Origin of the sequence: Pandoraea anapnoica (assembly GCF_902459765.1) — a bacterium.
GTDB lineage: Bacteria > Pseudomonadota > Gammaproteobacteria > Burkholderiales > Burkholderiaceae > Pandoraea > Pandoraea anapnoica.
Genome location: NZ_CABPSP010000009.1, coordinates 174,645 through 196,515 on the forward strand (window position 1 = coordinate 174,645; position 21,871 = coordinate 196,515).

The 21,871-nt window shown below is 61.1% G+C and carries 18 protein-coding genes; 8 read left to right on the plus strand and 10 right to left on the minus strand.

Going from position 1 to position 21,871, the window contains the following annotated elements; translation table 11 throughout:
- Positions 1–12: 12 nt before the first annotated feature.
- From PAN31117_RS16040 to PAN31117_RS16055, 4 genes are read right to left on the minus strand one after another with little or no spacing between them, the layout of a single operon-like run.
- A complete protein-coding gene (locus PAN31117_RS16040) occupies positions 13–1,452 on the minus strand; it encodes an NAD(P)(+) transhydrogenase (Re/Si-specific) subunit beta (protein WP_150739054.1) in 1,440 nt (479 codons plus the stop codon).
- Position 1,453: 1 nt separating this feature from the next.
- On the minus strand, positions 1,454–1,795 hold the full coding sequence (locus PAN31117_RS16045; protein WP_150739055.1) for an NAD(P) transhydrogenase subunit alpha part 2: 342 nt from the start codon (positions 1,793–1,795) through the stop codon (positions 1,454–1,456).
- A 19-nt stretch (positions 1,796–1,814) separates the two neighbouring features.
- Positions 1,815–2,945, minus strand: a complete 1,131-nt coding sequence (locus PAN31117_RS16050) for a Re/Si-specific NAD(P)(+) transhydrogenase subunit alpha (protein WP_150739056.1) — start codon at positions 2,943–2,945, stop codon at positions 1,815–1,817.
- Positions 2,946–2,987: 42 nt separating this feature from the next.
- Positions 2,988–3,371 carry an HAD family hydrolase gene (locus tag PAN31117_RS16055; RefSeq protein ID WP_150739057.1) on the minus strand — a complete coding sequence of 128 codons (384 nt, stop codon included), beginning with the start codon at positions 3,369–3,371 and terminating at the stop codon, positions 2,988–2,990.
- 216 nt (positions 3,372–3,587) lie between these two features.
- Here PAN31117_RS16055 and PAN31117_RS16060 point away from each other — a divergent pair, with 216 nt between their 5' ends.
- Positions 3,588–4,544 (plus strand): LysR family transcriptional regulator, encoded by a 957-nt coding sequence (locus tag PAN31117_RS16060; RefSeq protein ID WP_150739058.1) that lies wholly within the window; start codon positions 3,588–3,590, stop codon positions 4,542–4,544.
- A gap of 126 nt (positions 4,545–4,670) precedes the next feature.
- Here the strand turns inward: PAN31117_RS16060 and PAN31117_RS16065 are convergent, their stop codons facing one another.
- The 6 genes from PAN31117_RS16065 to oxlT form a co-directional block, all read right to left on the minus strand.
- A complete protein-coding gene (locus PAN31117_RS16065; protein WP_150739059.1) occupies positions 4,671–5,444 on the minus strand; it encodes a fumarylacetoacetate hydrolase family protein in 774 nt (257 codons plus the stop codon).
- Positions 5,445–5,585: 141 nt separating this feature from the next.
- The gene (gene frc, locus PAN31117_RS16070) at positions 5,586–6,833 is read right to left on the minus strand and encodes a formyl-CoA transferase (protein WP_150739060.1); all 1,248 of its coding nucleotides are present in this window, start codon (positions 6,831–6,833) and stop codon (positions 5,586–5,588) included.
- Between the two features lie 546 nt (positions 6,834–7,379).
- Entirely contained in the window at positions 7,380–7,820 is a 441-nt protein-coding gene (locus PAN31117_RS16075; protein ID WP_150739061.1) for a PAS domain-containing protein, read from the minus strand.
- A gap of 218 nt (positions 7,821–8,038) precedes the next feature.
- Positions 8,039–9,289 (minus strand): formyl-CoA transferase, encoded by a 1,251-nt coding sequence (gene frc / locus PAN31117_RS16080; RefSeq protein ID WP_150739062.1) that lies wholly within the window; start codon positions 9,287–9,289, stop codon positions 8,039–8,041.
- A gap of 27 nt (positions 9,290–9,316) precedes the next feature.
- Positions 9,317–11,095 (minus strand): oxalyl-CoA decarboxylase, encoded by a 1,779-nt coding sequence (gene oxc / locus PAN31117_RS16085; protein ID WP_246189123.1) that lies wholly within the window; start codon positions 11,093–11,095, stop codon positions 9,317–9,319.
- 215 nt (positions 11,096–11,310) lie between these two features.
- Positions 11,311–12,657, minus strand: coding sequence for an oxalate/formate MFS antiporter (gene oxlT / locus PAN31117_RS16090; protein ID WP_150739063.1), 1,347 nt, complete (start codon positions 12,655–12,657; stop codon positions 11,311–11,313).
- Between the two features lie 750 nt (positions 12,658–13,407).
- Here oxlT and PAN31117_RS16095 point away from each other — a divergent pair.
- The 7 genes from PAN31117_RS16095 to PAN31117_RS16125 all read left to right on the plus strand — a co-directional run bounded on the left by PAN31117_RS16095 (position 13,408) and on the right by PAN31117_RS16125 (position 21,797).
- The gene (locus PAN31117_RS16095; protein WP_150739064.1) at positions 13,408–14,421 is read left to right on the plus strand and encodes a 2-dehydropantoate 2-reductase; all 1,014 of its coding nucleotides are present in this window, start codon (positions 13,408–13,410) and stop codon (positions 14,419–14,421) included.
- Between the two features lie 605 nt (positions 14,422–15,026).
- Positions 15,027–15,245 (plus strand): hypothetical protein, encoded by a 219-nt coding sequence (locus PAN31117_RS16100; protein ID WP_150660378.1) that lies wholly within the window; start codon positions 15,027–15,029, stop codon positions 15,243–15,245.
- A gap of 29 nt (positions 15,246–15,274) precedes the next feature.
- Entirely contained in the window at positions 15,275–15,988 is a 714-nt protein-coding gene (locus PAN31117_RS16105; protein WP_039399646.1) for a GntR family transcriptional regulator, read from the plus strand.
- Positions 15,989–16,426: 438 nt separating this feature from the next.
- Entirely contained in the window at positions 16,427–16,894 is a 468-nt protein-coding gene (locus tag PAN31117_RS16110) for a formate dehydrogenase subunit gamma (RefSeq protein ID WP_039399648.1), read from the plus strand.
- Positions 16,891–18,483 (plus strand): formate dehydrogenase beta subunit, encoded by a 1,593-nt coding sequence (locus PAN31117_RS16115; RefSeq protein WP_150739065.1) that lies wholly within the window; start codon positions 16,891–16,893, stop codon positions 18,481–18,483. The genes PAN31117_RS16110 and PAN31117_RS16115 overlap by 4 nt, the downstream gene beginning before the upstream one ends.
- 13 nt (positions 18,484–18,496) lie before the next feature.
- On the plus strand, positions 18,497–21,358 hold the full coding sequence (gene fdhF / locus PAN31117_RS16120; protein ID WP_150739066.1) for a formate dehydrogenase subunit alpha: 2,862 nt from the start codon (positions 18,497–18,499) through the stop codon (positions 21,356–21,358).
- A gap of 205 nt (positions 21,359–21,563) precedes the next feature.
- Positions 21,564–21,797: a formate dehydrogenase subunit delta gene (locus tag PAN31117_RS16125; protein WP_039399652.1), complete on the plus strand. Its 234-nt coding sequence runs from the start codon at positions 21,564–21,566 to the stop codon at positions 21,795–21,797.
- Positions 21,798–21,871 lie beyond the last annotated feature (74 nt).

Here is a 21,871-nt window from a genome sequence, read left to right on the forward strand (position 1 = left end):
TACGTGCTTCGATCAGGCCGCTGCCTTGACCATTTCCTCGATCACCTTCTTCGCGTCGCCGAAGACCATCATGGTCTTGTCGAGATAGAAGAGATCGTTATCCAGCCCGGCGTAGCCGGCCGCCATCGAACGCTTGTTGACGATGATCGTCTTGGCCTTGTAAGCCTCGATGATCGGCATGCCAGCAATCGGCGATTGCGGATCGTTCTTCGCGGCCGGGTTCACAACGTCGTTGGCACCCAACACCAGCACCACGTCCGTCTGACCGAATTCGCCGTTGATCTCGTCCATTTCCAGCACTTGATCGTACGGCACCTCGGCTTCGGCCAGCAACACGTTCATGTGACCCGGCATACGACCCGCCACCGGGTGAATCGCATAACGCACGCTCACGCCCTTCTCGATCAGCTTGTCCGTCAATTCCTTGAGGGCATGCTGGGCACGCGCCACGGCCAAGCCGTAACCCGGCACGATCACCAGCGATTCGGCGTTGCTCATGAGGAACGCTGCGTCGTCGGGCGAGCCGGACTTCACCGGGCGCTGTTGCTGTTCGCCCGCCGCCGCACTCGTGCCCGGCGTCGCGCCGAAGCCACCGAGAATCACGTTGAAGAACGAGCGGTTCATGGCTTTACACATGATGTACGACAGAATCGCGCCGGACGAACCGACCAGCGAACCCGCGATGATCAGCATCGGATTGTTCAGCGAGAAGCCGATGCCCGCTGCCGCCCAGCCCGAGTACGAGTTCAGCATCGAGACCACAACCGGCATATCCGCACCGCCAATCGGGATGATGATGAGCACGCCGAGCACGAAAGCGATGGCGGTCATGATGACGAACGGCGTCCAGCTCAGCGTCGTGAAGAACGCAATGCCGAAGCCGAGCATCGCAATCGCGAGCGCCAGGTTCACGAAGTGCTGGCCCTTGAACACGACCGGTGCGCCCTGGAACAGACGGAACTTGTACTTACCCGAGAGCTTGCCGAATGCGATGACCGACCCCGAGAACGTAATCGCCCCGACGAACGTGCCGATGAACAGTTCGATACGGTTGCCCGGCGGCAGCGCCTCGCCCGCCGCGACGATGCCGAATGCCGCAGGCTCCGCCACGGCCGCGACGGCGATACACACCGCAGCCAGACCGATCAGCGAGTGCATGGCCGCCACGAGTTCCGGCATCTTCGTCATCTCGACCTTGCGGGCGACGTAGGCACCGATACCGCCACCGACAACGAGACCTGCAAGGATCAGCCCCAGACCGGAGAAGTTGCCGCCCGAGAGCTTTCGCAACTCGAAGATCAGCGCCACGGTCGTCACGGCCGCAATCGTCATGCCGATCATGCCGAACGCGTTGCCGCGTCGCGCCATGCGCGGGTTCGACAAGCCCTTGAGCGCCTGAATGAAACAGATCGACGCGACCAGATACAACAGCGTCACAAGATTCATGCTCATGTCAGTGCGCTCCCTTTGCTGCCGTTTCGTCATTAGCCGCCTTGGCAGGGGCCTTATCCTTTTTCTTGAACATCTCCAGCATGCGCTGCGTGACGAGGAAGCCCCCGAACACGTTCACCGCTGCGAGCGCCACCGCCACGACACCCATCGTCTTGCCGAGGTTGCCTTCGGTGAGACCGGCGGCGAGCATCGCACCCACGATCACGATGGCCGAAATCGCGTTTGTCACGGCCATGAGCGGCGTGTGCAGCGCAGGCGTGACGTTCCATACCACGTGATAGCCGACGTACACCGCCAGCACGAAGATGATCAGATTGATCACCGTGTGATTGATCATTTCCATAACATTCCCCTTGTTTTTCTCAGGCGGCGCGAAGCACCTGACCGTCGCGACACATGAGGCACGCGGCGACGATGTCGTCGTTCGTGTCGATCACGAGCTTGCCTTCCTTGTCGATCACCAGCTTGAGGAAGTCGAGCACGTTACGGGCATAAAGCGCAGAAGCGTCCGCAGCCACCATACCGGCGAGGTTGGTGTAGCCAGCGATGGTCACGCCGTGGACTTTGACGACTTCGTCGGCCACCGACAGCGGGCAGTTGCCGCCGCCGTTGGCACCGCGCCCAGCCGCCAGATCGATGATCACCGAGCCGGGCTTCATGGCCTTGACGGTGTCTTCGCTGATGAGCGTCGGCGCAGCGCGGCCCGGGATCAGGGCGGTGGAGATCACGATGTCGGCCTGAGTGAGACGCGTGTGCACCAGCTGTGCCTGACGCGCGAGCCACGCGGCAGGCATCGGACGTGCGTAGCCGCCGACGCCCTTGGCAATCTCACGTTCTTCGTCGGTCTCGAACGGCACGTCGATGAACTTTGCGCCGAGCGATTCGATCTGCTCGCGCACGGCCGGACGCACGTCCGACGCTTCGATCACCGCGCCCAGCCGCTTGGCCGTTGCAATGGCTTGCAGGCCAGCGACACCGGCACCGAGCACGACCAGACGTGCAGCCTTCACCGTCCCGGCGGCCGTCATCAGCATCGGCATGAAGCGCTGATAGAGGTTTGCGGCGAGCATCACGGCCTTGTAGCCAGCGATGTTGGCCTGCGAAGACAGTACGTCCATGCTTTGCGCACGCGTGGTGCGCGGCGCGGCTTCGAGCGCGAAGCCGATGATACCGGCCGCCGCCATACGCGCATTGTTCTCGGCATCGAACGGATTGAGCATGCCGACGACCACCGCACCGCGACGCATCTGGGCGATCTCGGCCACCGACGGCGCACGGACCTTCAGCACCATCTCGGCACCGAACGCCTCAGCAGCGCTAACGGTCGATGCGCCCGCTGCGACATACGCCGCATCCGGTACGCTCGCCGCCTCGCCTGCGCCATGCTCCACGGTGACGCGATGTCCTGCGCTCACCAGCTTCTTCACCGTTTCCGGTGTGGCCGCGACGCGGGATTCGCCGTCGGCCGTCTCCTTTGGAATGCCAATATGCATAGTTATTGTCTCGGGGTCTGAGCCCCTGTCGTGTTGTGAAACTCAGGCCGCAGCCATATCTCTGTTGCGCGGTGCCTGCATCGAGCGACCTTCGTTGGCCGCTTCGAAGCAACGCACCTTAGTGCAGTGAATCAGATCGCACAGGAATTCCGGCTCGTAAGCGCGCAGCAGGTGCGGTTGATGTCCGTCGAGGTAGGCCCCGATCATCACCAGCTCGGCCATGCGCAACGCTTGCGCCGAAACGCCTTCGAGATACGCCAGCGGCAAATCCTGATTGCCTGTGGTGTGCAACAAACGGGTGTAGGTGTGGTTATCCCAATACCAGTCCAGACCCAGTTCGACGAATGCGTTGTTGAACGCATGCAGATGAGCATTGGCAACCGGTGCCAGAGCGGCGGGTTTGATATGCGATTCGATGACCGACATGATGGCGTCTCCCAAAATAATGATCGTCCAAACCCGCGTGCTTCTCTGGCGTGACGCATCCTCCAACGCTTTGCTGTCACACCGCCTTCATGCGGGCTGCCATTGCAGATTACGCAGCCCGACATATAAAAGACAGTTAAAGTTAATTATGCAAACCATCAACGATTACTTATACTTCCCGAAGCACATCACGCTCGTCATGCACATCGATCAAACATGAAACACGCCACACTCCGTCAGTTGAAAGTCTTCGAAGCCGTGGCGCGCCATCTGAGCTTTTCGCGTGCAGCCGAAGAACTTCACCTCACACAACCGGCCGTCTCGACGCAGGTCAAGCAACTTGAGACGCACGCCGGACTGCCGCTCTTCGAGCAACTGGGCAAGAAGATTTTCCTGACGCCGGCGGGTGCCGAGATGCTGCATTACAGCCGTGCGATCATCGCGCTCTTTCGCGAAACCGAAGAGGCAATGGATCACCTCAAAGGCATTACCGGCGGCAAGCTCAACGTGGCCGTCATCAGCGCGGGCGACTACTTCTTCCCGCGCCTGCTGGCCGCGTTCACTGCGCGCTATCCCGGCGTCACACTCAACCTCACGGTGCATAACCGCGAGGAACTGCTGCACCAGCTCACCGAAAACCTGACCGATCTGGCGGTGATGGTGCGTCCGCCTCACGAGATCGACACGATCAACGAAGCTTTCGCGCCGCACCCTTACATCATCGTGGCCCCGCCCGGCCATGCGCTGGCCGGTCAGAAGCAGATTGCGTTCTCACGGCTGACGCAAGAACCGTTCATCAGTCGCGAACGCGGCTCCGACACGTGGAATTCCTTGCAGGACGCTTTCGGTCATCGCACGCAACAACTGAAAATTGCGATGGAAATCTCCAGCACTGAAACCATCAAGCAAGCGGTGATTGCGGGCATGGGGATCAGCTTCCTGTCCGCGCACACCGTCGGCATGGAGTTGCAGACGGGGCAGTTGACGGTGCTCGACGTGCAGGGCTTTCCGGCATGGCAAAGCTGGTACGTGGTGCATCGCCGTAGCAAACGGCTTCCGCCGGTCGCGCTTGCCTTCCGTCAGTTCCTGCTCTCGGAAGGCGCAGCGCTGATCGACGGGATGATGGCCTACAAAAGCACTGTGCCGCCGCCCTCAGGCAGCGACACGAAATAGGCCACCAACGCCCTCACTGCTCCCATGCCCTGGCAGATCGCGAAGATCTGCCGAATGAAAAAGGGCGATCGGCTCAGGCCATTGCCACCCCGGCCGACCACCGTGAAATCGCTTGCGAGGTGCCGGTCAGCCGCCCATGCGGTTGGCCAGCGTGCCGAGTCCGTCGATGCTCACTTCCACCAGCGAGCCCTCTTTCATCGAGCCCACGCCAATCGACGTGCCCACTGCGATCACATCGCCGGGCAGCAGCGTCATGTCCTGCGACAGGCGTGCAACGATCTGCCACGGATTGAAGATCATGTCGGCGAGCGGGTAACGCTGGCGCTGCGTGCCGTCGAGCGTCGTAATCAGTTCGGCCTCGCGCCAGTCGAAGTCTTCGGCAATGAACGGGCCGAGGCAGCCGAAGGTGTCGAAGCCCTTGGCGCGCGTCCACTGTGCGAAGTTGCCGTCCTGCTCGATGATTTCAGCGGCCGTCACGTCGTTGACCAGCGTGTAGCCGAGGATGTAGTCGCGCGCGGCTTCCTCGCTGACGTTGCTCGCCTCCTTGCCGATGACGATGCCCAGTTCGCCCTCGAAGACGATCTTCCCGGCATACGACGCCGGGCGACGAATCACCGCTTCGGGACCGTTGAGCGTGGTCGCAGGTTTGATGAGGAAGAGCGGATGCGAAGGCGCCGCTTTGCCGAGCTTCGCGCCGAGTGCGTGAAAGTTGTTCCAGAGCGCTACGATTTTCGAGGGCTCGCACGGGCACAGCAGATCGACCGCGTCGCGCGCAATCGTCGCGCCCGTGGCGACCGGCTGATCGTAGAGATTGCCCCGATGTTCGAGAATCTGATCGCCCTGCAGCAGGCCGAAGCCGATGCGGCCATGTGAGGTCTTGAAACGGGTCCAGAGCTTCATGCGTTTGCCATTCCTGTAGCGGCCCGGCAGCACGGCAACGTTCGCCATGTGCGCGCCGGGCACGATGTCTTGAAGTCATTCACATCTGCCTCTTGCAGACACTGGGGCGCCTTCTACACGCATGGCGCCCATTCAGATTCGTCAGACCGCGCCGACTTCACGCAGCGCCGCAATCTGTTGCAGGCTGTAGCCGAATTCGCCGAGCACGTCGTCCGTGTGCTCGCCCAGCAGCGGCGAACGCTCCACGTGCGTGGGGCTGTCGGAGAGCTTGATCGGGTTGCCGACGGTGAGGTACTTGCCGCGCTTCGGGTGGTCGACTTCGACGATGGTGCCGGTCTCGCGCAGCGACATGTCTTCGGCGATTTCCTTCATCGACAGAATCGGACCGCACGGAATGTCGTACTCGTTGAGAATGCCCATGACCTCGAACTTGGTCTTCGTCATGGTCCATTGCTCGACGGTGTCGAAGATCTCGCGCAGGCGCGGCAGACGCGCGCGCGGCGTGGCGTACTCAGGATGCTCGACCCACTCAGGCTTGCCGATCACCTTGCAGATCGAGCCCCACACAGGTGCCTGCGCGATGAAGTAGATGTACGCGTTCGGATCCGTCTCCCAGCCCTGGCATTTGAGAATCCAGCCCGGCTGACCGCCGCCCGACGCATTGCCTGCACGCGGCACCGCATCGCCGAACTGGCCGTTCGGGAACTGCGGATACTCTTCCATCACACGCGCGCGCTCAAGGCGCTGCTGGTCGCGCAGCTTCACGCGGCAGAGGTTCAGCACGCCGTCTTGCATCGCGGCCAGCACACGTTGGCCCTGTCCGGTCATGGTGCGCTGATACAGCGCCGTCACAATGCCCAGCGCCAGATGCAGGCCCGTGCCGGAGTCGCCGATCTGCGCGCCCGTCACCATCGGCGGACCGTCATCGAAACCGGTGGTGGAGGCGGCGCCGCCCACGCACTGCGCCACGTTCTCGTAGACCTTGCAGTCCTGATACGGACCGGGACCGAAGCCCTTCACGGAGGCCACGATCATGCGCGGGTTCAGCGAGTGAATGTGCTCCCAGGTGAAGCCCATGCGATCGAGCGCGCCGGGTGCGAAGTTCTCCACGAGCACGTCGCAGTCGCGAATCATGCGCTCAAGCACCGCCTTGCCTTCCGGGTGCTTCGTATCGAGCGTGATCGAACGCTTGTTGCTGTTGAGCATCGTGAAGTAGAGGCTGTCCGCGTCGGGAATGTCGCGCAGCTGATCGCGCGTCACATCACCGTGCCCCGCGCGTTCGATCTTGATCACGTCTGCGCCGAACCAGGCCAGCAATTGCGTACACGTTGGCCCGGACTGCACATGCGTGAAGTCGAGAATGCGCACACCTTCGAGTGCCTTTCCCATGGTTTGTCTCCTCCTGATGCGACGGCGTTTATGTAATGGGTGCGCGAGATTCCCCCGATAGCCGTTCTGAAAGCAGCCTCACACGTGGGTCTCACCGGATCTGACGACGGCTGTCGCCTCTTCGGGCGCCATCCCATTCGTCGATTCAATCTTGTGATATACGGTATTTCATACACGATATTTTATCAACGGCTTTTTGTTGCCGATGCAATTTGCTGTGTCGCGGCATTTCATCGCCGAAATCTCTCAAATCCCTATGAATAAAGGGACCCCGCAACGCAACATCGCTCGACTTCTCCCTGCGGAATACGGGTTTACAGGCATGTGTCACCAAGATGAAATGGGGCGATGGATGGGATGGTTTTGTATCTCATTCTTTTAAATATATTGAATACAAAATACTTATCGTGTGAAGCCCTAGCCTTTCACCCCCGCTGAAAACAAAAAAGCACCGGTGCGCATAGCGCATCGGTGCTTCGTTTGCAGCTTCGGAAGATCAGGGGTCAACGTTATGCCAACGGACTCTCCCCGTCGGTTGTCAGTCCATCAACTTGCCGTGGCGGCAAGTTTGGCTTCGAGTTCGGTTACGCGCTTGCGCAACTGACGGTCTTCCTGAAAACGTGCGGTCTCGTCGCGGATCACGGCAACGATGCCGGTCACTTCGCCTGCGTCGCCGTGCAGCAGTGCGACGGTAAAGGCAATCGACATGGCGCGGCCGTCCTTGTGTGCGGCGGGCACCTTGAGCAGATCGCTGCCGTATTTGGTCTGCCCGGTTTCCATCGTCTTGGCGTAGCCTTCGTTGTGGCGTGCCCGCAGCCGGTCCGGAATGATGATGTCCAGCGGCTGACCAACCGCCTCTTCGGCCGAGAAACCGAACATCTTCTGCGCACCGGAATTCCAGAGCGTGATGACGTTTTGCGGGTCAGCCACGACGATGGCGTCGCCCACCACTTCTACCAACTGCCCGACGTCGACGGATGCACTCATGATGTCTCCAATAATCTTGTGGGGAATGCGATTGGCATGACTACCAAACATGCCAATAAAGTACATCAATTAGAGGACAACACGGTCCCGAAAATAAAAATGGGTGCCGACTCCGCTGGGAGCCGCACCCATGAACACCTTGCCTGCTTGCGAGATGCCCGCACCGCCGCCTACAGGCGACGACGGCACGTGCAACATCGCAACATTGCGTGACGGTCTTAAACCGAGCGCGACGCGTGCAGGTTAGCGATCTGATCCTTGCTGTAGCCCAACTCGGCCAGGATCTCGTCGGTGTGCTCACCCAGCAACGGCGAACCCGTGATTTCCGGCTTCAGACCCGAGAACTTGATCGGGCTGCCGACCGTCAGGTACGAACCACGTTCCTTGTGCGGCACTTCCACGATCGTGCCCGATGCACGCAGCGACGGATCGTTGGCGATTTCCTTCATCGAGAGCACCGGCGCGCACGGGATGTCGAACTTGCGCAGGATGTCGACTGCTTCGTACTTCGTCTTGTCGGCCAGCCAGGCTTCGATGGTCGCGAAGATGTCGAAGATGTGCGGTTGACGGGCTTGCGCCGTGGCGTAGTTCGGATCGCTGATCCACTCCGGCTTGCCCAGCGCGCGGCAGATCGGCTCCCAGGCGTGACCCTGAATCGTGAAGTAGATGTAAGCGTTCGGGTCCGTTTCCCAGCCCTTGCACTTGAGCACCCAGCCCGGCTGACCGCCACCGCCGGCGTTACCGCCGCGCGGCACGACGTCGCTGAACTCGCCATGCGGGTACTGCGGATACTCTTCGAGGTAGCCGATACGGTCCAGACGCTGTTGGTCGCGCAGCTTCACGCGGCACAGGTTGATGACCGAATCCTGCATCGAGACAGCGACCTTCTGGCCACGGCCCGTCTGACCACGGCCGATGATGGCCGTCAGAATACCGATCGCGAGGTGCATGCCGGTGTTGCTGTCGCCGAGAGCAGCGGCCGACACCGTGGGGGGGCCGTCCCAGAAGCCCGTCGTCGACGCCGCGCCGCCTGCGCACTGCGCCACGTTCTCATACACCTTCAGGTCGTCGTAATGGTGACCGTCCGAGAAGCCCTTCACCGAGGCCATGATCAGCTTCGGGTTGAGTTCGTTCAGGCGCTCCCACGAGAAGCCCATGCGGTCGAGGGCGCCCGGGCCGAAGTTCTCCACCAGCACGTCGGATTCGCGCACCAGCTTTTCGAGCACTTCCTTGCCTTCTTGCGTCTTCGTGTCCAGCGTCAACGAGCGCTTGTTGCTGTTGAGCATCGTGAAGTACAAGGCATCGGCGTCGGGGATGTCGCGCAGTTGGTTACGCGTGACGTCGCCCGAACCCGGGCGTTCCACCTTGATCACGTCAGCGCCGAACCAGGCCAGCAGCTGGGTACAAGCCGGGCCGGCCTGCACGTGCGTGAAGTCGATGATCTTGATTCCTTCGAGGGGTTTGCTCATGTCATGTCTCCTTGATTGACTCGGCTCTTACTTTTTCATCGCCGCGCTTTGCGGATTCAGGTTCGTCAGACGACCGCTTTCGGTGCCTGCGGATTCATCGATCACGGCGTTGATCAGGACCGGCTTGCCCGAAGCAATGGATTCTTCGAGGGCCTTCGTCAGCTCAGCCGGCGTGGTCACGTTGTAACCAATGCCACCGAACGCTTCGATCATCTTGTCGTAGCGCGCGCCCTTGACGAACACCGTCGGGGCCACGTCCTTGCCGCCCGTCGGGTTGACGTCGGTGCCGCGATACACACCGTTGTTGTTGAAGATGATGGTGGTGATCGGCAGCTCGTAACGGCAGATGGTTTCGAGTTCCATTCCGCTGAAGCCGAAGGCGCTGTCGCCTTCGATTGCCACGACCGGCAGTCCGCTCGTGACTGCCGCGCCGATGGCGAAGCCCATACCGATACCCATCACGCCCCACGTGCCCGAGTCGAAGCGCTTGCGCGGCTGGTACTGATCGATGATGCTGCGCGCGTAGTCCAGCGTGTTCGCGCCTTCGTTGACGAGGTTGATGTCCGGATGCTTCTTGAGCACGTCGCGGATCGCGCCGAGTGCGCTGTGGAAGTTCATCGGCGACGGGTTTTGCGCAAGCGTCTGCGCCATCTTCGTCAGGTTCTTGTTCTTGCGCTCGGCGATAGCGCCTGTCCACTCGGCGGACGGCTTGCCGAAGTTGGCATCCACACCGGCGAGCAGCGCCTTCACGCACGAACCGATGTCACCGATCACCGGGGCGGCGATCGCGACGTTGCTGTCGATTTCCGTCGGCGAGATGTCGATCTGCACGAACTTCTTCGGTGCGGCACCCCAGGTCTTGCCCTTGCCGTGCGCGAGCAGCCAGTTCAGGCGTGCGCCGATCAGCACGACAACGTCGGCTTCCTGCAGCACGAACGAACGTGCGGCGGCCGCAGATTGCTCATGCGTGTCTGGCAGCAGGCCCTTGGCCATCGACATCGGCAGGTACGGAATGCCGGTCTTTTCGACGAGCGCGCGGATATCTTCGTCGGCTTGAGCGTAGGAAGCGCCCTTGCCCAGCAGAATCAGCGGACGCTTGGCGCCTTTGATCACATCGAGTGCGCGCTGGACGGCGTCCTGCGCCGGGATCTGACGCGGTGCGGCGTCGATCACGCGGATCAGCGAATCCTTGGCCTTCTGTGCGTCGATGGTCTGCGACAGCAGCTTGGCCGGCAGATCCAGATAGACGCCGCCGGGGCGACCCGACACGGCTGCGCGAATCGCGCGGGCAAGGCCCACGCCGATGTCTTCGGCATGCAGCACGCGGTAAGCCGCCTTGCAATACGGCTTGGCCGCATTGAGCTGATCCATTTCTTCGTAGTCGCCCTGCTGCAGGTCGACGATTTCACGCTCGCTCGAACCGCTGATGAGAATCATCGGGAAGCAGTTCGTGGTGGCGTTGGCGAGTGCCGTCAGGCCGTTCAGGAAGCCAGGCGCGGACACCGTCAGGCAGATGCCCGGCTTTTGCGTCATGTAGCCAGCGATCGCGGCGGCGTGGCCGGCGTGCTGCTCATGGCGGAAGCCGATGAAGCGCAGGCCTTCGGCTTGCGCGAGGCGAGCCAGGTCGGTGATGGGAATCCCCACCAGACCGAAGATGGTGTCGATGTCGTTCGCTTTCAGGGCATCGATGACCAGATGGAAGCCATCGGTCGTTGCTGCCTCGGACACGATGTTCGCGTGTCGGCTATTGTCTTCGAGCGTCTCGTTTTCCGCCTTGCCGACTGGCACGGTCATCGCAATGGACATAATTCTCTCCTCCAATTTTTCCGGTTTCAGTGTTGCGTCGTCTTGTCTGACGATTAGTGGGTATTCCTGTACTGCTTCTCTGCTTGCTCACCCGGCCGTGCAACCGAACCCGCGAGGGCCCGGGTTGCACGCCGGTTAAACATGTTGCTAATCAAGCCAGCCAATCTGCCTCTAATTAGTACTGCTCAACGTCTAGATGACGTATCGAACTTGCTTTACGTGGTGCTGCGGCTCAGGTCCGCGGCTTTCACGACCGGCTCGCTCGACTCCGCCTTGTAGTCGCTGGCGTAACGCTGTGCCAGACGGGCACGCATCGGCTTCAAGACGAACAAGGCAAGGAAGGCGGCGAAGGCGTTCATGGCGCAAGCGACCATGAAGACAGCCTGCCAACTACCGGTCATCGAGGTGATAACACTGGAGAACGGCACCAGCAAGGCAGCGGTCCCCTTCGCCGTGTACAACATCCCCGCGTTGGTCGCGGCATACTTCGAGCCATACGTATCGGCGCAGGTTGCCGGGAACAAGCTGTAGATCTCACCCCAGGCGAAGAACACCAGGCCGGTCAGCAGCACGAAGGCCACCGGATGCTGGCCGTACTTTGCCAGTGCGTAGATCCCCACGGCTTCCATCGCGAAGGCGATGAACATCGTGTTCTCGCGACCGATCTTGTCCGATATCCAGCCGAACACCGGACGCGTCACCCCGTTGAGCACACGGTCGATGGCCAGTGCAAAGGTGAGTGCGGGCAGTGTGAGACCGAGAAGCGAGACAGGTGCCTGATCCAGACCGTAGTCCTTGGCGATCGGGCCGAGCTGTGCCGTTGCCATCAGACCGCCGGCGGCCATCAGCACGAACATCAGATACATCAGCCAGAACACCGGGGAGCGCATGACTTCCGTCGGCTTGGCGTTGTAGCGCATTGCGCCCGGCGCCAGCTTCTTGAGCGCTTCGATCGATGCAGGCGGACTGGCGAGCGCCAGACCCAGTACCAGCACGATGATCCCCTGCCCCAGCCCGAAGGTCAGGAAGGTGTTCTCATAGCCGCTGGACTTGATCATGTTGGCGATCGGTACCACGGTCAGTGCCGAACCGGCGCCGAAACCGGCAGCCGTAATACCTGCGGCAAGACCACGGCGGTCCGGGAACCACTTAAGCGCGTTACCCACGCAGGTGCCATACACCGCACCGGCGCCCACGCCGCCCACCGCCGCTGCGAAGTACAGCATCGGCAGCGAGGACGCATAGGCATTGAGCACCCATGCGATACCGCACAACAGACCACCACCGACCACCACAGGGCGCGGGCCGAACTTGTCGACCAGATACCCTTCGATCGGCACCAGCCAGGTTTCCGTCACGACGAAAATCGTGAACGCCACCTGAATGGCCGTACGGCCCCAGTGATACTTCTCATCGATCGGGTTGACGAACAGCGTCCACCCATATTGCAAGTTGGCGATCATCGCCATGCAAATCACGCCGAACACGAGCTGAACCCACGGGCTCGCGAACACGGATTGCTTACCGTGTTGATTTGTCGTCTCCACTTGTACCTCCTCCATCGGTTTTCAGTTGTTTGGCAGCTTCACAACAACAACACCTTCCGGATGGGGTCTGTGCCCCCTGGGTATGCTTTACGAGGTCTATGCCTCGTCGACTTGTCTCTGATGCCTACGGGAGTCCATTGCGTTTCCCGTAAATATACCGAACGAAATATACGATATATCAGATATAAGTCAACACTAATTTATTGCTGTCCTCGTTTTCCACCTCGCGTGCCGAAGTCGTTTTCGTCCATTGCATCGAAAACAACTACGGCACGCGAGGCACTGTCCTAAGTGGCGGCTAGATACAGTAACGCAACTGTAGGACGGAGCGGCGCAACAACGCAATGCGAAAACACTAAGGAGTTAACCTGATCCGAGAACCTTGCCCAACAAGGCGCTCAGGCCTTTTAGATCGGGCTCCTTGCGATTTTTTAAAACGAGCACAAGGCGATATTTTTGCTAATTCTTCTCACAACAAGACATCCCCCCCTACGCTCACCACTCTCTGTAACACGCCGTAATAATTCACTCGCGAGCGGTCGCCGGACATTTCACAAGTGCAGTTCATGACCGCAAAGCTCACACATGCAGAAGCCCTTTTTTCGGGCCTCTGCGGGGAAACCATGAGGGCAAAAGGGCGATCAAGGCTTGGCGCTATTCTTCTTGTGATATACGATATACAACATTTGGTATTAGAAGAATCAGAAGAATAAAGCGGCCAGTACCAGGCCCGGGTTTCGATTGACCTTTGGAGGGAGAGACTTCATGAAGATTTGCATCTATGGCGCCGGTGCCATCGGTGGCTATCTCGGCGTGCAACTCGCGCGCGCCGGAGCCGATGTCAGTCTGGTGGCACGTGGACCGCACCTCGCGGCCATGCGCGAGCACGGACTCAAGTTGCTCATCGATGGCGAAGAGCGCGTCGCCCACTTGCGTTGCACTGACGATGCGCGCGAACTCGGGCATCAGGATTACGTGATCATCGCCCTCAAAGCGCACTCGGTACCGTCGGTACTCGACGCGATGCAGCCGCTGATCGGCCCGAACACGGCCGTCGTCACGGCCGTGAATGGCATTCCCTACTGGTACTTCTATAAGCACGGCGGCGCGCTCGAAGGCACGACGCTGGAGAGCATCGACCCGGGAGGCCGTCAATGGCGCGAACTCGGCCCGGAGCGTGCGATCGGCTGCGTGGTGTATCCGGCCACGGAAGTCGTCGCGCCAGGCGTGATTCAACACGTCTACGGCAACAAGTTCCCGCTGGGAGAAGCCAGTGGTGAGCGCACCGAGCGCGTCGAAAAGCTGTCGCAAATGATGATCGCGGGCGGGCTCGACGCGCCGATCCGCGAGAACATTCGCGACGAAATCTGGCTCAAGCTCTGGGGCAACCTCTGCTTCAACCCGATTTCGGCTCTCACTCACGGCACGCTCGATATCATCGCCAGCGATCCGGGTACGCGTGCCATTGCGCGCGCCATGATGCTCGAAGCCAAAGCCATCGGCGACAAGTTCGGTGTGCATTTCCGCGTGGACGTCGAACGTCGCATTAACGGCGCCGGCGCAGTGGGCGCGCACAAGACGTCGATGCTGCAGGATCTGGAGCGCGACCGCGCGATGGAAATCGACCCGCTCGTCTCCGTCGTTCAGGAGATGGGACGCCTGGCCAACGTGCCGACGCCCACGCTCGATGTCGTGCTCGCACTGATCAAGCAACGTGAGTTCATGACGAAGCCGGATGCCGTGGCGGCCGCACAGGAACGTCTGGCCAAAGCGGCTTAACAGAGCAGCACAACAAGACCGCGCAACAAGACGGCATGCCGTAAGCGTTGTTTGTTTGAAACACCTGATTGCAGGGCACCGTGGCGTGCCCTGCCCGAATCGGCACTGACTATATATATAGAGGGCGATGCGACGGGTTCGAAAATCTCGTCGCCAGCCCCACCCCGCAAGCGCTCATTCGTGCCGCCACCGGACCTCCGGTCGCGGCCGATTTTTTGCCGGAAACCTCGGCGCAGTATGGCCGATGCAGGGAATAACGGCTGTGGTTTCGCGGCAACGCAATAATGTCCGTTTGGTCCACCCCTAAAGCAGCACCCGAATCACTGAAAACTGCGTGCGCCACTGGCGTCCCGAAATCCGCACCCTTGCAAGCCAGACGGACATCCGAGGAGGTTCATCGCCATCATCGATCCCACAAGCACTATCGGAAAAAGAGACAAATCCGAGACGTGTAAGCGCAGTGAGACCTAAAGAACGTCCCGAAAAACGATAAATTTTGATATTCGGTATGTGGTATATCTTGAGACTTGTTGCGGCGCGACATACAATGCAAAGCAAGTTCTCCCCCACATTACGACCCGTCAACCTTTATCTGGAGTCTCACCATGTTAGTCGCTGCCCTTACGCTTCTCGCCCTGGCTTCTGCCCTCGCCGCCGGTGTTGCAATGGTTCATCTGTTCGTCGCTCTGCCCGCCAAACTGCTCGAAAAGGCTGAAACCAACGGCCGTTTCGCCTATCTGGCAGAAACCACGCAGGCAAACGAATCGGGTAAACTCGTCACGAAGCCGGCAACCATCGTAGGGCAGCAAGCATTGCGCCTCTGAAGGGGCCGTAATACCTAGGAGACTATTGCATGTCCCTGATCACCCCAACTCCGGTGCGCGTGACGCCACTCGCACTGGAGCCGATCGACACCACCACGAGTTTTCGTAATCAGGCGTATGCGCTGCTGAAAAAAGCCATCGCCGATGCCGATATTTATAACCAGAAGGACGAAATTCGCCTGGACGAGCGTCAGCTCATCCAGGTACTTGGCGTTTCGCGCACACCGATTCGCGAAGCCATGACCTTGCTGGAACAAGAAGGTTTTCTGCGCACGGTGCCGCGCCGGGGCATCTTCATCATCCGCAAGACCAAGCGTGAAATCGTGGAAATGATTCAGATGTGGGCTGCCCTGGAAGGGATGTCTGCGCGTCTGGCCACGCTGAACGCGAGCGACGAAGAAATTGCCAAACTGCGCCACTTGTTCGACGAGTTCGTGAATGCACCGCCGACGGATCATATTGAAGAGTATTCGGACGCGAACATCGACTTCCATCAGGCGCTGATCAATCTTGGCGGCTCGCAAGCCATCGCCAACACGATCAAGAACCTGTTCATTCACGTGCGCGCCATTCGTAAGGTGACGATTGCTCAGAACGACCGGGCAGCTCGCTCGATTGTCGATCACCTGAAGATCATCACCGCGCTCGAAAAACGCGATACGGAACTCGCCGAGAAGCTCGCACGCGACCACACCCTCGGTCTGGCCGCGTTCGTCGAAGAGCACTGCGACTTCCTCGAATAAGCGCTTGATCCGGGTTTGATGCCTTCACGACGCGCTCACCGCGCGTCTGCGAAAAAGCCAGTGATATGGAAGTGTCACTGGCTTTTTTTCTACCTCCCTTCCCGCCTGTCACGCCCACCGGCATTGACTTTCCGGATTCGGGTAAACGATCCCGCGAAACCGCTTGCCTCGGTATTGCACGTATACCGTATATGATATATCGTGTTTCACATACTGACTGAAGGTTGACGAAGTCAGCAACGGGCGAGAGGCCGAGCCCGTGCGGCATATGGTGGGGGCTATGTGTCGCACGCTCATCCGGCGTCGCGCTGATCGACTAGACCCGAGAAGCATCGTCGTATGTGACCAATGGGTCTCTCGCCCCGGGGCAGGACAAGAACATATAACCACCCTCAGGCGCACCGTTCCCCACAGTGCGCCAAACAGGAGACATCAGCCATGCGCGAGGCTTATTCCATCGCGACGGTGCAAGCGATTCTGGACCATCATGCAGCTCAGGAAGGCCCCCTTCTGCCGATCCTCCATGATGTTCAGGAAGCTTTCGGCTACGTTCCCCCGGATGCCGTATCCGTCATTGCCAACGCCCTCAATCTGTCACGCGCTGAAGTGCATGGCGTGATCACCTTCTATCACCATTTCCGCACCACCCCGCCGCCGCGACACGTCATTCAGATCTGTCGCGCGGAGGCATGTCAGAGCATGGGTGCCGATGCGCTCGTGGCGCACGCAGAACGCGCGCTGGGTTGCGCGATGCACAGCCACAGTGGCGATGTCGCACTCGAACCGGTGTTCTGTCTGGGTCAGTGCGCTACGTCTCCCGCGATCACGATCGACGACAAGCTGCACGCGCGCGTCACCCCCGAGAAATTCGACCGTCTGGTCGCCCGCGCCAAGGAAGCCGTATGAGCCAGTCCACCACGTCCACCAAGACGGCTGTGCGCCTCTATCTGCCGCGTGACTCTGCCGCACTCGCCCTCGGTGCCGACGAAGTCGCGGACGCCATCGCCACTGAGGCCGCTAAACGCGGCATCGAGATCGAGCTGGTCCGCAACGGCACGCGCGGCATGCTCTGGCTCGAACCGCTGCTCGAAGTCGTGACTCCAGCGGGTCGCGTCGCCTATGGGCCTGTCGAAGTCGACGACGTCGCCGCCCTGTTCGATGCGAACGTCACCGCAGGCGGCGATCATCCGCTCGCGCTCGGTCTGACCGAAGAGATCCCGTATTTCAAGAAGCAGGAACGTCTGACGTTCGCACGCGTGGGCATCACCGATCCCGTTTCGGTCGACGACTATGTCGCGCACGACGGCTATCGCGGCCTGCGCAACGCCCTCGCACTGGACCCCGCGACCATCGTCGCGCAAGTGACCGAATCGGGCTTGCGCGGACGTGGCGGCGCAGCATTCCCGACCGGCATCAAGTGGAAGACGGTGTTGAACACACCTGCCGCGCAGAAGTACATCGTCTGCAACGCCGACGAAGGCGACTCGGGCACGTTCGCCGACCGCATGCTGATGGAAGGCGACCCGCTCGTGCTCGTCGAAGGTATGACGATTGCTGGCATCGCCGTGGGCGCCACGCGCGGCTACATCTACGTGCGCAGCGAATATCCGCACTCGATCGACGTACTCAACGAAGCCATCGTCAACGCAAACAAAGCGGGCTACCTCGGCGAGAACATTCTCGGCTCGGGCCACGCGTTCCATCTCGAAGTGCGCAAGGCCGCCGGGGCTTACGTCTGCGGCGAAGAAACGGCGCTGCTCGAAAGCCTCGAGGGCAAACGTGGCGTGGTGCGGGCGAAACCGCCGCTGCCAGCCATCGAGGGTCTCTTCGGCTTGCCGACGGTCATCAACAACGTGATTTCGCTCGCTTCCGTGCCGATCATCATGGACCGTGGCGCGGAGTTCTATAAGAACTTCGGCATGGGACGCTCACGCGGCACCCTGCCGATCCAGCTCGCTGGCAACATCAAGTACGGCGGCCTCATCGAGAAAGCCTTCGGCGTGACGCTGCGCGAGATTCTCTACGACTACGGCGGTGGCGCCATCACCGGTCGCCCGCTGCGTGCGGTGCAAGTCGGCGGCCCGCTCGGCTCATACCTGCCGGAATCGCAGTGGGACACCCCGCTCGACTACGAAGCGTTCGCCGCGCACTGGGCCGTGCTGGGTCACGGCGGCATCGTGGCGCACGACGACACCGTCGATCTCGCCAGGCTCGCCCGTTACGCGATGGAGTTCTGCACCATCGAATCGTGCGGCAAGTGCACGCCGTGCCGCATCGGTTCGACGCGTGGCGTCGAAGTGATGGACAAGATCATCGACGGTCGCGACCGTCCCAAGCAAATCAAGCTGCTGCGCGACCTGTGCGACACGATGCTTAACGGCTCGCTGTGCGCGATGGGCGGCATGACGCCCTACCCCGTGCTGTCTGCGCTGAATCATTTCCCAGAAGACTTCGGCGCGGCCGAATCGTCGAACTTGCCGACCAAGGCCGCCTAGGAGACCCCCGATCATGATGGATCCGATGTTTGAGAAGGATTACGGCACCCCGCGCCGCGAATCGACGAAGGAAGTCACGCTGGAGATCGACGGCGAACAGGTCACCGTGCCTGCGGGCACGTCGATCATGCGCGCGGCGTCCGAGGGCGGCGTGAACGTGCCCAAGCTGTGCGCGACCGACTCGCTGGAGCCGTTCGGCTCGTGCCGTCTGTGTCTGGTGGAAATCGAAGGCCGTCGCGGCTTCCCGGCATCGTGCACCACACCGGTCGAACCGGGCATGAAGGTCCGCACGCAATCGCCGAAGCTCCAGGAGCTGCGCAAGGGCGTGATGGAGCTGTACATCTCCGATCACCCGCTGGACTGCCTGACGTGCGCCGCCAACGGCGACTGCGAGTTGCAGGACATGGCCGGGGTGACGGGCCTGCGCGAAGTACGTTACGGCTTCGACGGCGCGAACCACTTCGACAGCGAGAAGGACGAGTCGAACCCGTACTTCACGTACGACGCCTCGAAGTGCATCGTCTGCAACCGCTGCGTGCGCGCCTGTGAAGAAACGCAGGGCACGTTTGCACTGACGATCTCGGGACGCGGCTTCGAAGCGCGCGTGTCGGCGGGGCAGGACCAGGCGTTCATGGATTCGGAATGCGTATCGTGCGGCGCCTGCGTGGCTGCCTGCCCGACCGCTACGCTGCAAGAAAAGTCGGTCATCCATCTCGGTCAGGCCGAGCACGCCAAGATCACAACCTGCGCCTATTGCGGCGTGGGCTGCTCGTTCAAGGCGGAGATGAAGGGCAACGAAGTCGTGCGCATGGTGCCGCACAAGGACGGCCAGGCCAACGAAGGCCACGCCTGCGTGAAGGGTCGCTTCGCCTGGGGCTACGCCACGCACAAGGACCGTATCCTCACGCCGAAGATCCGCAAAAAAATTACCGATCCGTGGCAGGAAGTGTCATGGGACGAGGCGCTCGACTACGCCGCGTCGGAGTTCAAGCGCATTCAGGCCAAGTACGGCCGTGACTCCATCGGCGGTCTGGTGTCCTCGCGCTGCACGAACGAAGAAGACTACCTCGTGCAGAAGCTGGTGCGCGCCGCGTTCGGCAATAACAACGTCGACACCTGCGCCCGCGTGTGCCACTCGCCGACCGGCTACGGCCTGAAGGCGACGCTCGGCGAATCGGCCGGCACGCAAACGTTCAAGTCGGTCGAGCATTCGGACGTGATTCTCGTGATGGGTGCGAACCCGACCGACGGTCACCCGGTGTTCGGCTCACGTATGAAGAAACGTCTGCGCGAAGGGGCCAAGCTGATCGTGATCGACCCGCGTCGTATCGACCTGGTCAAGAGCCCGCACATCAAGGCCGACTATCACTTGCAACTGCGTCCGGGCACGAACGTCGCCATGGTCAACGCACTGGCGCACGTGATCGTCACCGAAGGTCTGATGGCCGACGCGTTTATCGCCGAGCGTTGCGAAGATCGCGCTTTCCAACAATGGCGCGACTTCATCGCCCGTGCAGAGAATTCGCCGGAGGCGACCGAAGCCCACACCGGTGTGCCCGCCCACCTCGTGCGCGGCGCAGCCCGTCTGTACGCGACTGGCGGCAACGCTGCGATCTACTACGGTCTGGGCGTGACGGAACACGCACAAGGTTCGACGACGGTCATCGGCATCGCTAACCTCTCGATGCTCACCGGCAACATCGGCCGCGAAGGCGTGGGCGTGAACCCGCTGCGCGGTCAGAACAACGTGCAGGGTTCCTGCGACATGGGTGCCTTCCCGCACGAACTGCCGGGCTATCGTCACGTGTCGGATTCGAGCGCCCGTGCGCTGTTCGAAGCCGAATGGGGAGTCGAGCTGCAATCGGAACCTGGCCTGCGTATTCCGAACATGTTCGACGCGGCGCTCGCGGGCACCTTCATGGGCCTGTACTGCCAGGGCGAGGACATCGTCCAGTCGGACCCGAACACGCAACACGTCACGCATGCGCTGGAGCAGATGGAGTGCATCGTCGTGCAGGACATCTTCCTGAACGAAACCGCGAAGTACGCGCACGTGCTGCTGCCGGGTTCGTCGTTCCTGGAGAAAGACGGCACGTTCACCAACGCCGAGCGTCGTATCTCACGCGTGCGTCAGGTCATGCCGCCGCGCGCCGGTTACGCCGACTGGGAAGTGACGATCCAGCTGGCGAAGCGTCTGGGCTACGAGATGAACTACTCGCACCCATCGGAAATCATGGACGAAATCGCGCGTCTCACGCCGACGTTCACGGGCGTGAGCTACGAGAAGCTCGACCGTATGGGCAGCGTGCAGTGGCCGTGTAACGAAGAAGCACCGGACGGCACGCCCGTCATGCACATCGACGAATTCGTGCGCGGCAAAGGCAAGTTCCTCATCACGCAATATGTGCCGACGGACGAAAAGGTCACGCGCCGTTTCCCGCTCATCCTCACGACCGGGCGGATTCTGTCGCAGTACAACGTCGGCGCGCAGACGCGCCGCACGGACAACAACAACTGGCACAGCGAAGATCGTCTGGAGCTTCATCCGCACGATGCCGAGGAGCGTGGCATCAAGGACGGCGACTGGGTCGGCATTCAGAGCCGGGCGGGCGAGACGGTGCTTCGCGCAATCGTCAGCGACCGCATGCAGCCGGGCGTGGTGTACACGACGTTCCACTTCCCGGAGTCGGGCGCGAACGTGATCACCACCGACAACTCGGACTGGGCGACGAACTGCCCCGAGTACAAGGTGACGGCGGTGCAGGTCACGCCGGTGGCGCAGCCGTCGGAGTGGCAGCGTCAGTACTCGGACTTCAACCGTCAGCAGGAAGCGTTCCTCGGACACGACCAGACGACGGCGGCCAGCGCAAGCTGAGTCGGCAATCAGGCACGCGACGGCGCCGGTCGAGCGACCGCACCGCCGTGTGCCGCCACGGACAATCCGCGTCCATCGTCGGAAGCGCACAGTGCCGACGAGCTTCGCCGTCTATTGCCAACAGACGGCGCGGCGGACGCGAGATTGGCCAAGCGAACCGGTGCAACGCATCGACAGAGAACGATCACAGGGGACAAGACAGATCATGGACACCGACAATCTGGTCAAGATGGCCAATCAGATCGGGGATTTCTTCGAGACGATGCCCGATCGCGGCGAAGCACTCGAGAACATCGCCGGCCATCTGCGTCGCTTCTGGGCGCCGCGCATGCGCATGACGATTCTGGAACATCTGGAGACAACGGACGGGCATGGCATGCGCGAGATCGTCGTGGCCGCCATCACCACGCATCGCGCCGAACTCTGGCCGCGTGGCTGACATTCATCAAGACTTATCGGTGGGACGCGAGGTCCGGCCGTGACATCAGGCGCCGTCGTGGAAACGATTGCGCC

Excerpts from the sequence above, each read along its gene's own strand:
- oxc (WP_246189123.1), bottom strand. The coding sequence starts at position 11,095 with ATGTCCATTGCGATGACCGTGCCAGTCGGCAAGGCGGAAAACGAGACG.
- PAN31117_RS16075 (WP_150739061.1), bottom strand. The coding sequence starts at position 7,820 with ATGAGTGCATCCGTCGACGTCGGGCAGTTGGTAGAAGTGGTGGGCGAC.
- PAN31117_RS16065 (WP_150739059.1), bottom strand. The coding sequence starts at position 5,444 with ATGAAGCTCTGGACCCGTTTCAAGACCTCACATGGCCGCATCGGCTTC.
- PAN31117_RS16125 (WP_039399652.1), top strand. The coding sequence starts at position 21,564 with ATGGACACCGACAATCTGGTCAAGATGGCCAATCAGATCGGGGATTTC.
- PAN31117_RS16100 (WP_150660378.1), top strand. The coding sequence starts at position 15,027 with ATGTTAGTCGCTGCCCTTACGCTTCTCGCCCTGGCTTCTGCCCTCGCC.
- PAN31117_RS16110 (WP_039399648.1), top strand. The coding sequence starts at position 16,427 with ATGCGCGAGGCTTATTCCATCGCGACGGTGCAAGCGATTCTGGACCAT.
- PAN31117_RS16095 (WP_150739064.1), top strand. The coding sequence starts at position 13,408 with ATGAAGATTTGCATCTATGGCGCCGGTGCCATCGGTGGCTATCTCGGC.
- PAN31117_RS16045 (WP_150739055.1), bottom strand. The coding sequence starts at position 1,795 with ATGGAAATGATCAATCACACGGTGATCAATCTGATCATCTTCGTGCTG.
- PAN31117_RS16040 (WP_150739054.1), bottom strand. The coding sequence starts at position 1,452 with ATGAGCATGAATCTTGTGACGCTGTTGTATCTGGTCGCGTCGATCTGT.
- fdhF (WP_150739066.1), top strand. The coding sequence starts at position 18,497 with ATGATGGATCCGATGTTTGAGAAGGATTACGGCACCCCGCGCCGCGAA.
- PAN31117_RS16105 (WP_039399646.1), top strand. The coding sequence starts at position 15,275 with ATGTCCCTGATCACCCCAACTCCGGTGCGCGTGACGCCACTCGCACTG.
- PAN31117_RS16115 (WP_150739065.1), top strand. The coding sequence starts at position 16,891 with ATGAGCCAGTCCACCACGTCCACCAAGACGGCTGTGCGCCTCTATCTG.
- PAN31117_RS16050 (WP_150739056.1), bottom strand. The coding sequence starts at position 2,945 with ATGCATATTGGCATTCCAAAGGAGACGGCCGACGGCGAATCCCGCGTC.
- oxlT (WP_150739063.1), bottom strand. The coding sequence starts at position 12,657 with ATGGAGGAGGTACAAGTGGAGACGACAAATCAACACGGTAAGCAATCC.
- PAN31117_RS16055 (WP_150739057.1), bottom strand. The coding sequence starts at position 3,371 with ATGTCGGTCATCGAATCGCATATCAAACCCGCCGCTCTGGCACCGGTT.
- frc (WP_150739062.1), bottom strand. The coding sequence starts at position 9,289 with ATGAGCAAACCCCTCGAAGGAATCAAGATCATCGACTTCACGCACGTG.
- frc (WP_150739060.1), bottom strand. The coding sequence starts at position 6,833 with ATGGGAAAGGCACTCGAAGGTGTGCGCATTCTCGACTTCACGCATGTG.
- PAN31117_RS16060 (WP_150739058.1), top strand. The coding sequence starts at position 3,588 with ATGAAACACGCCACACTCCGTCAGTTGAAAGTCTTCGAAGCCGTGGCG.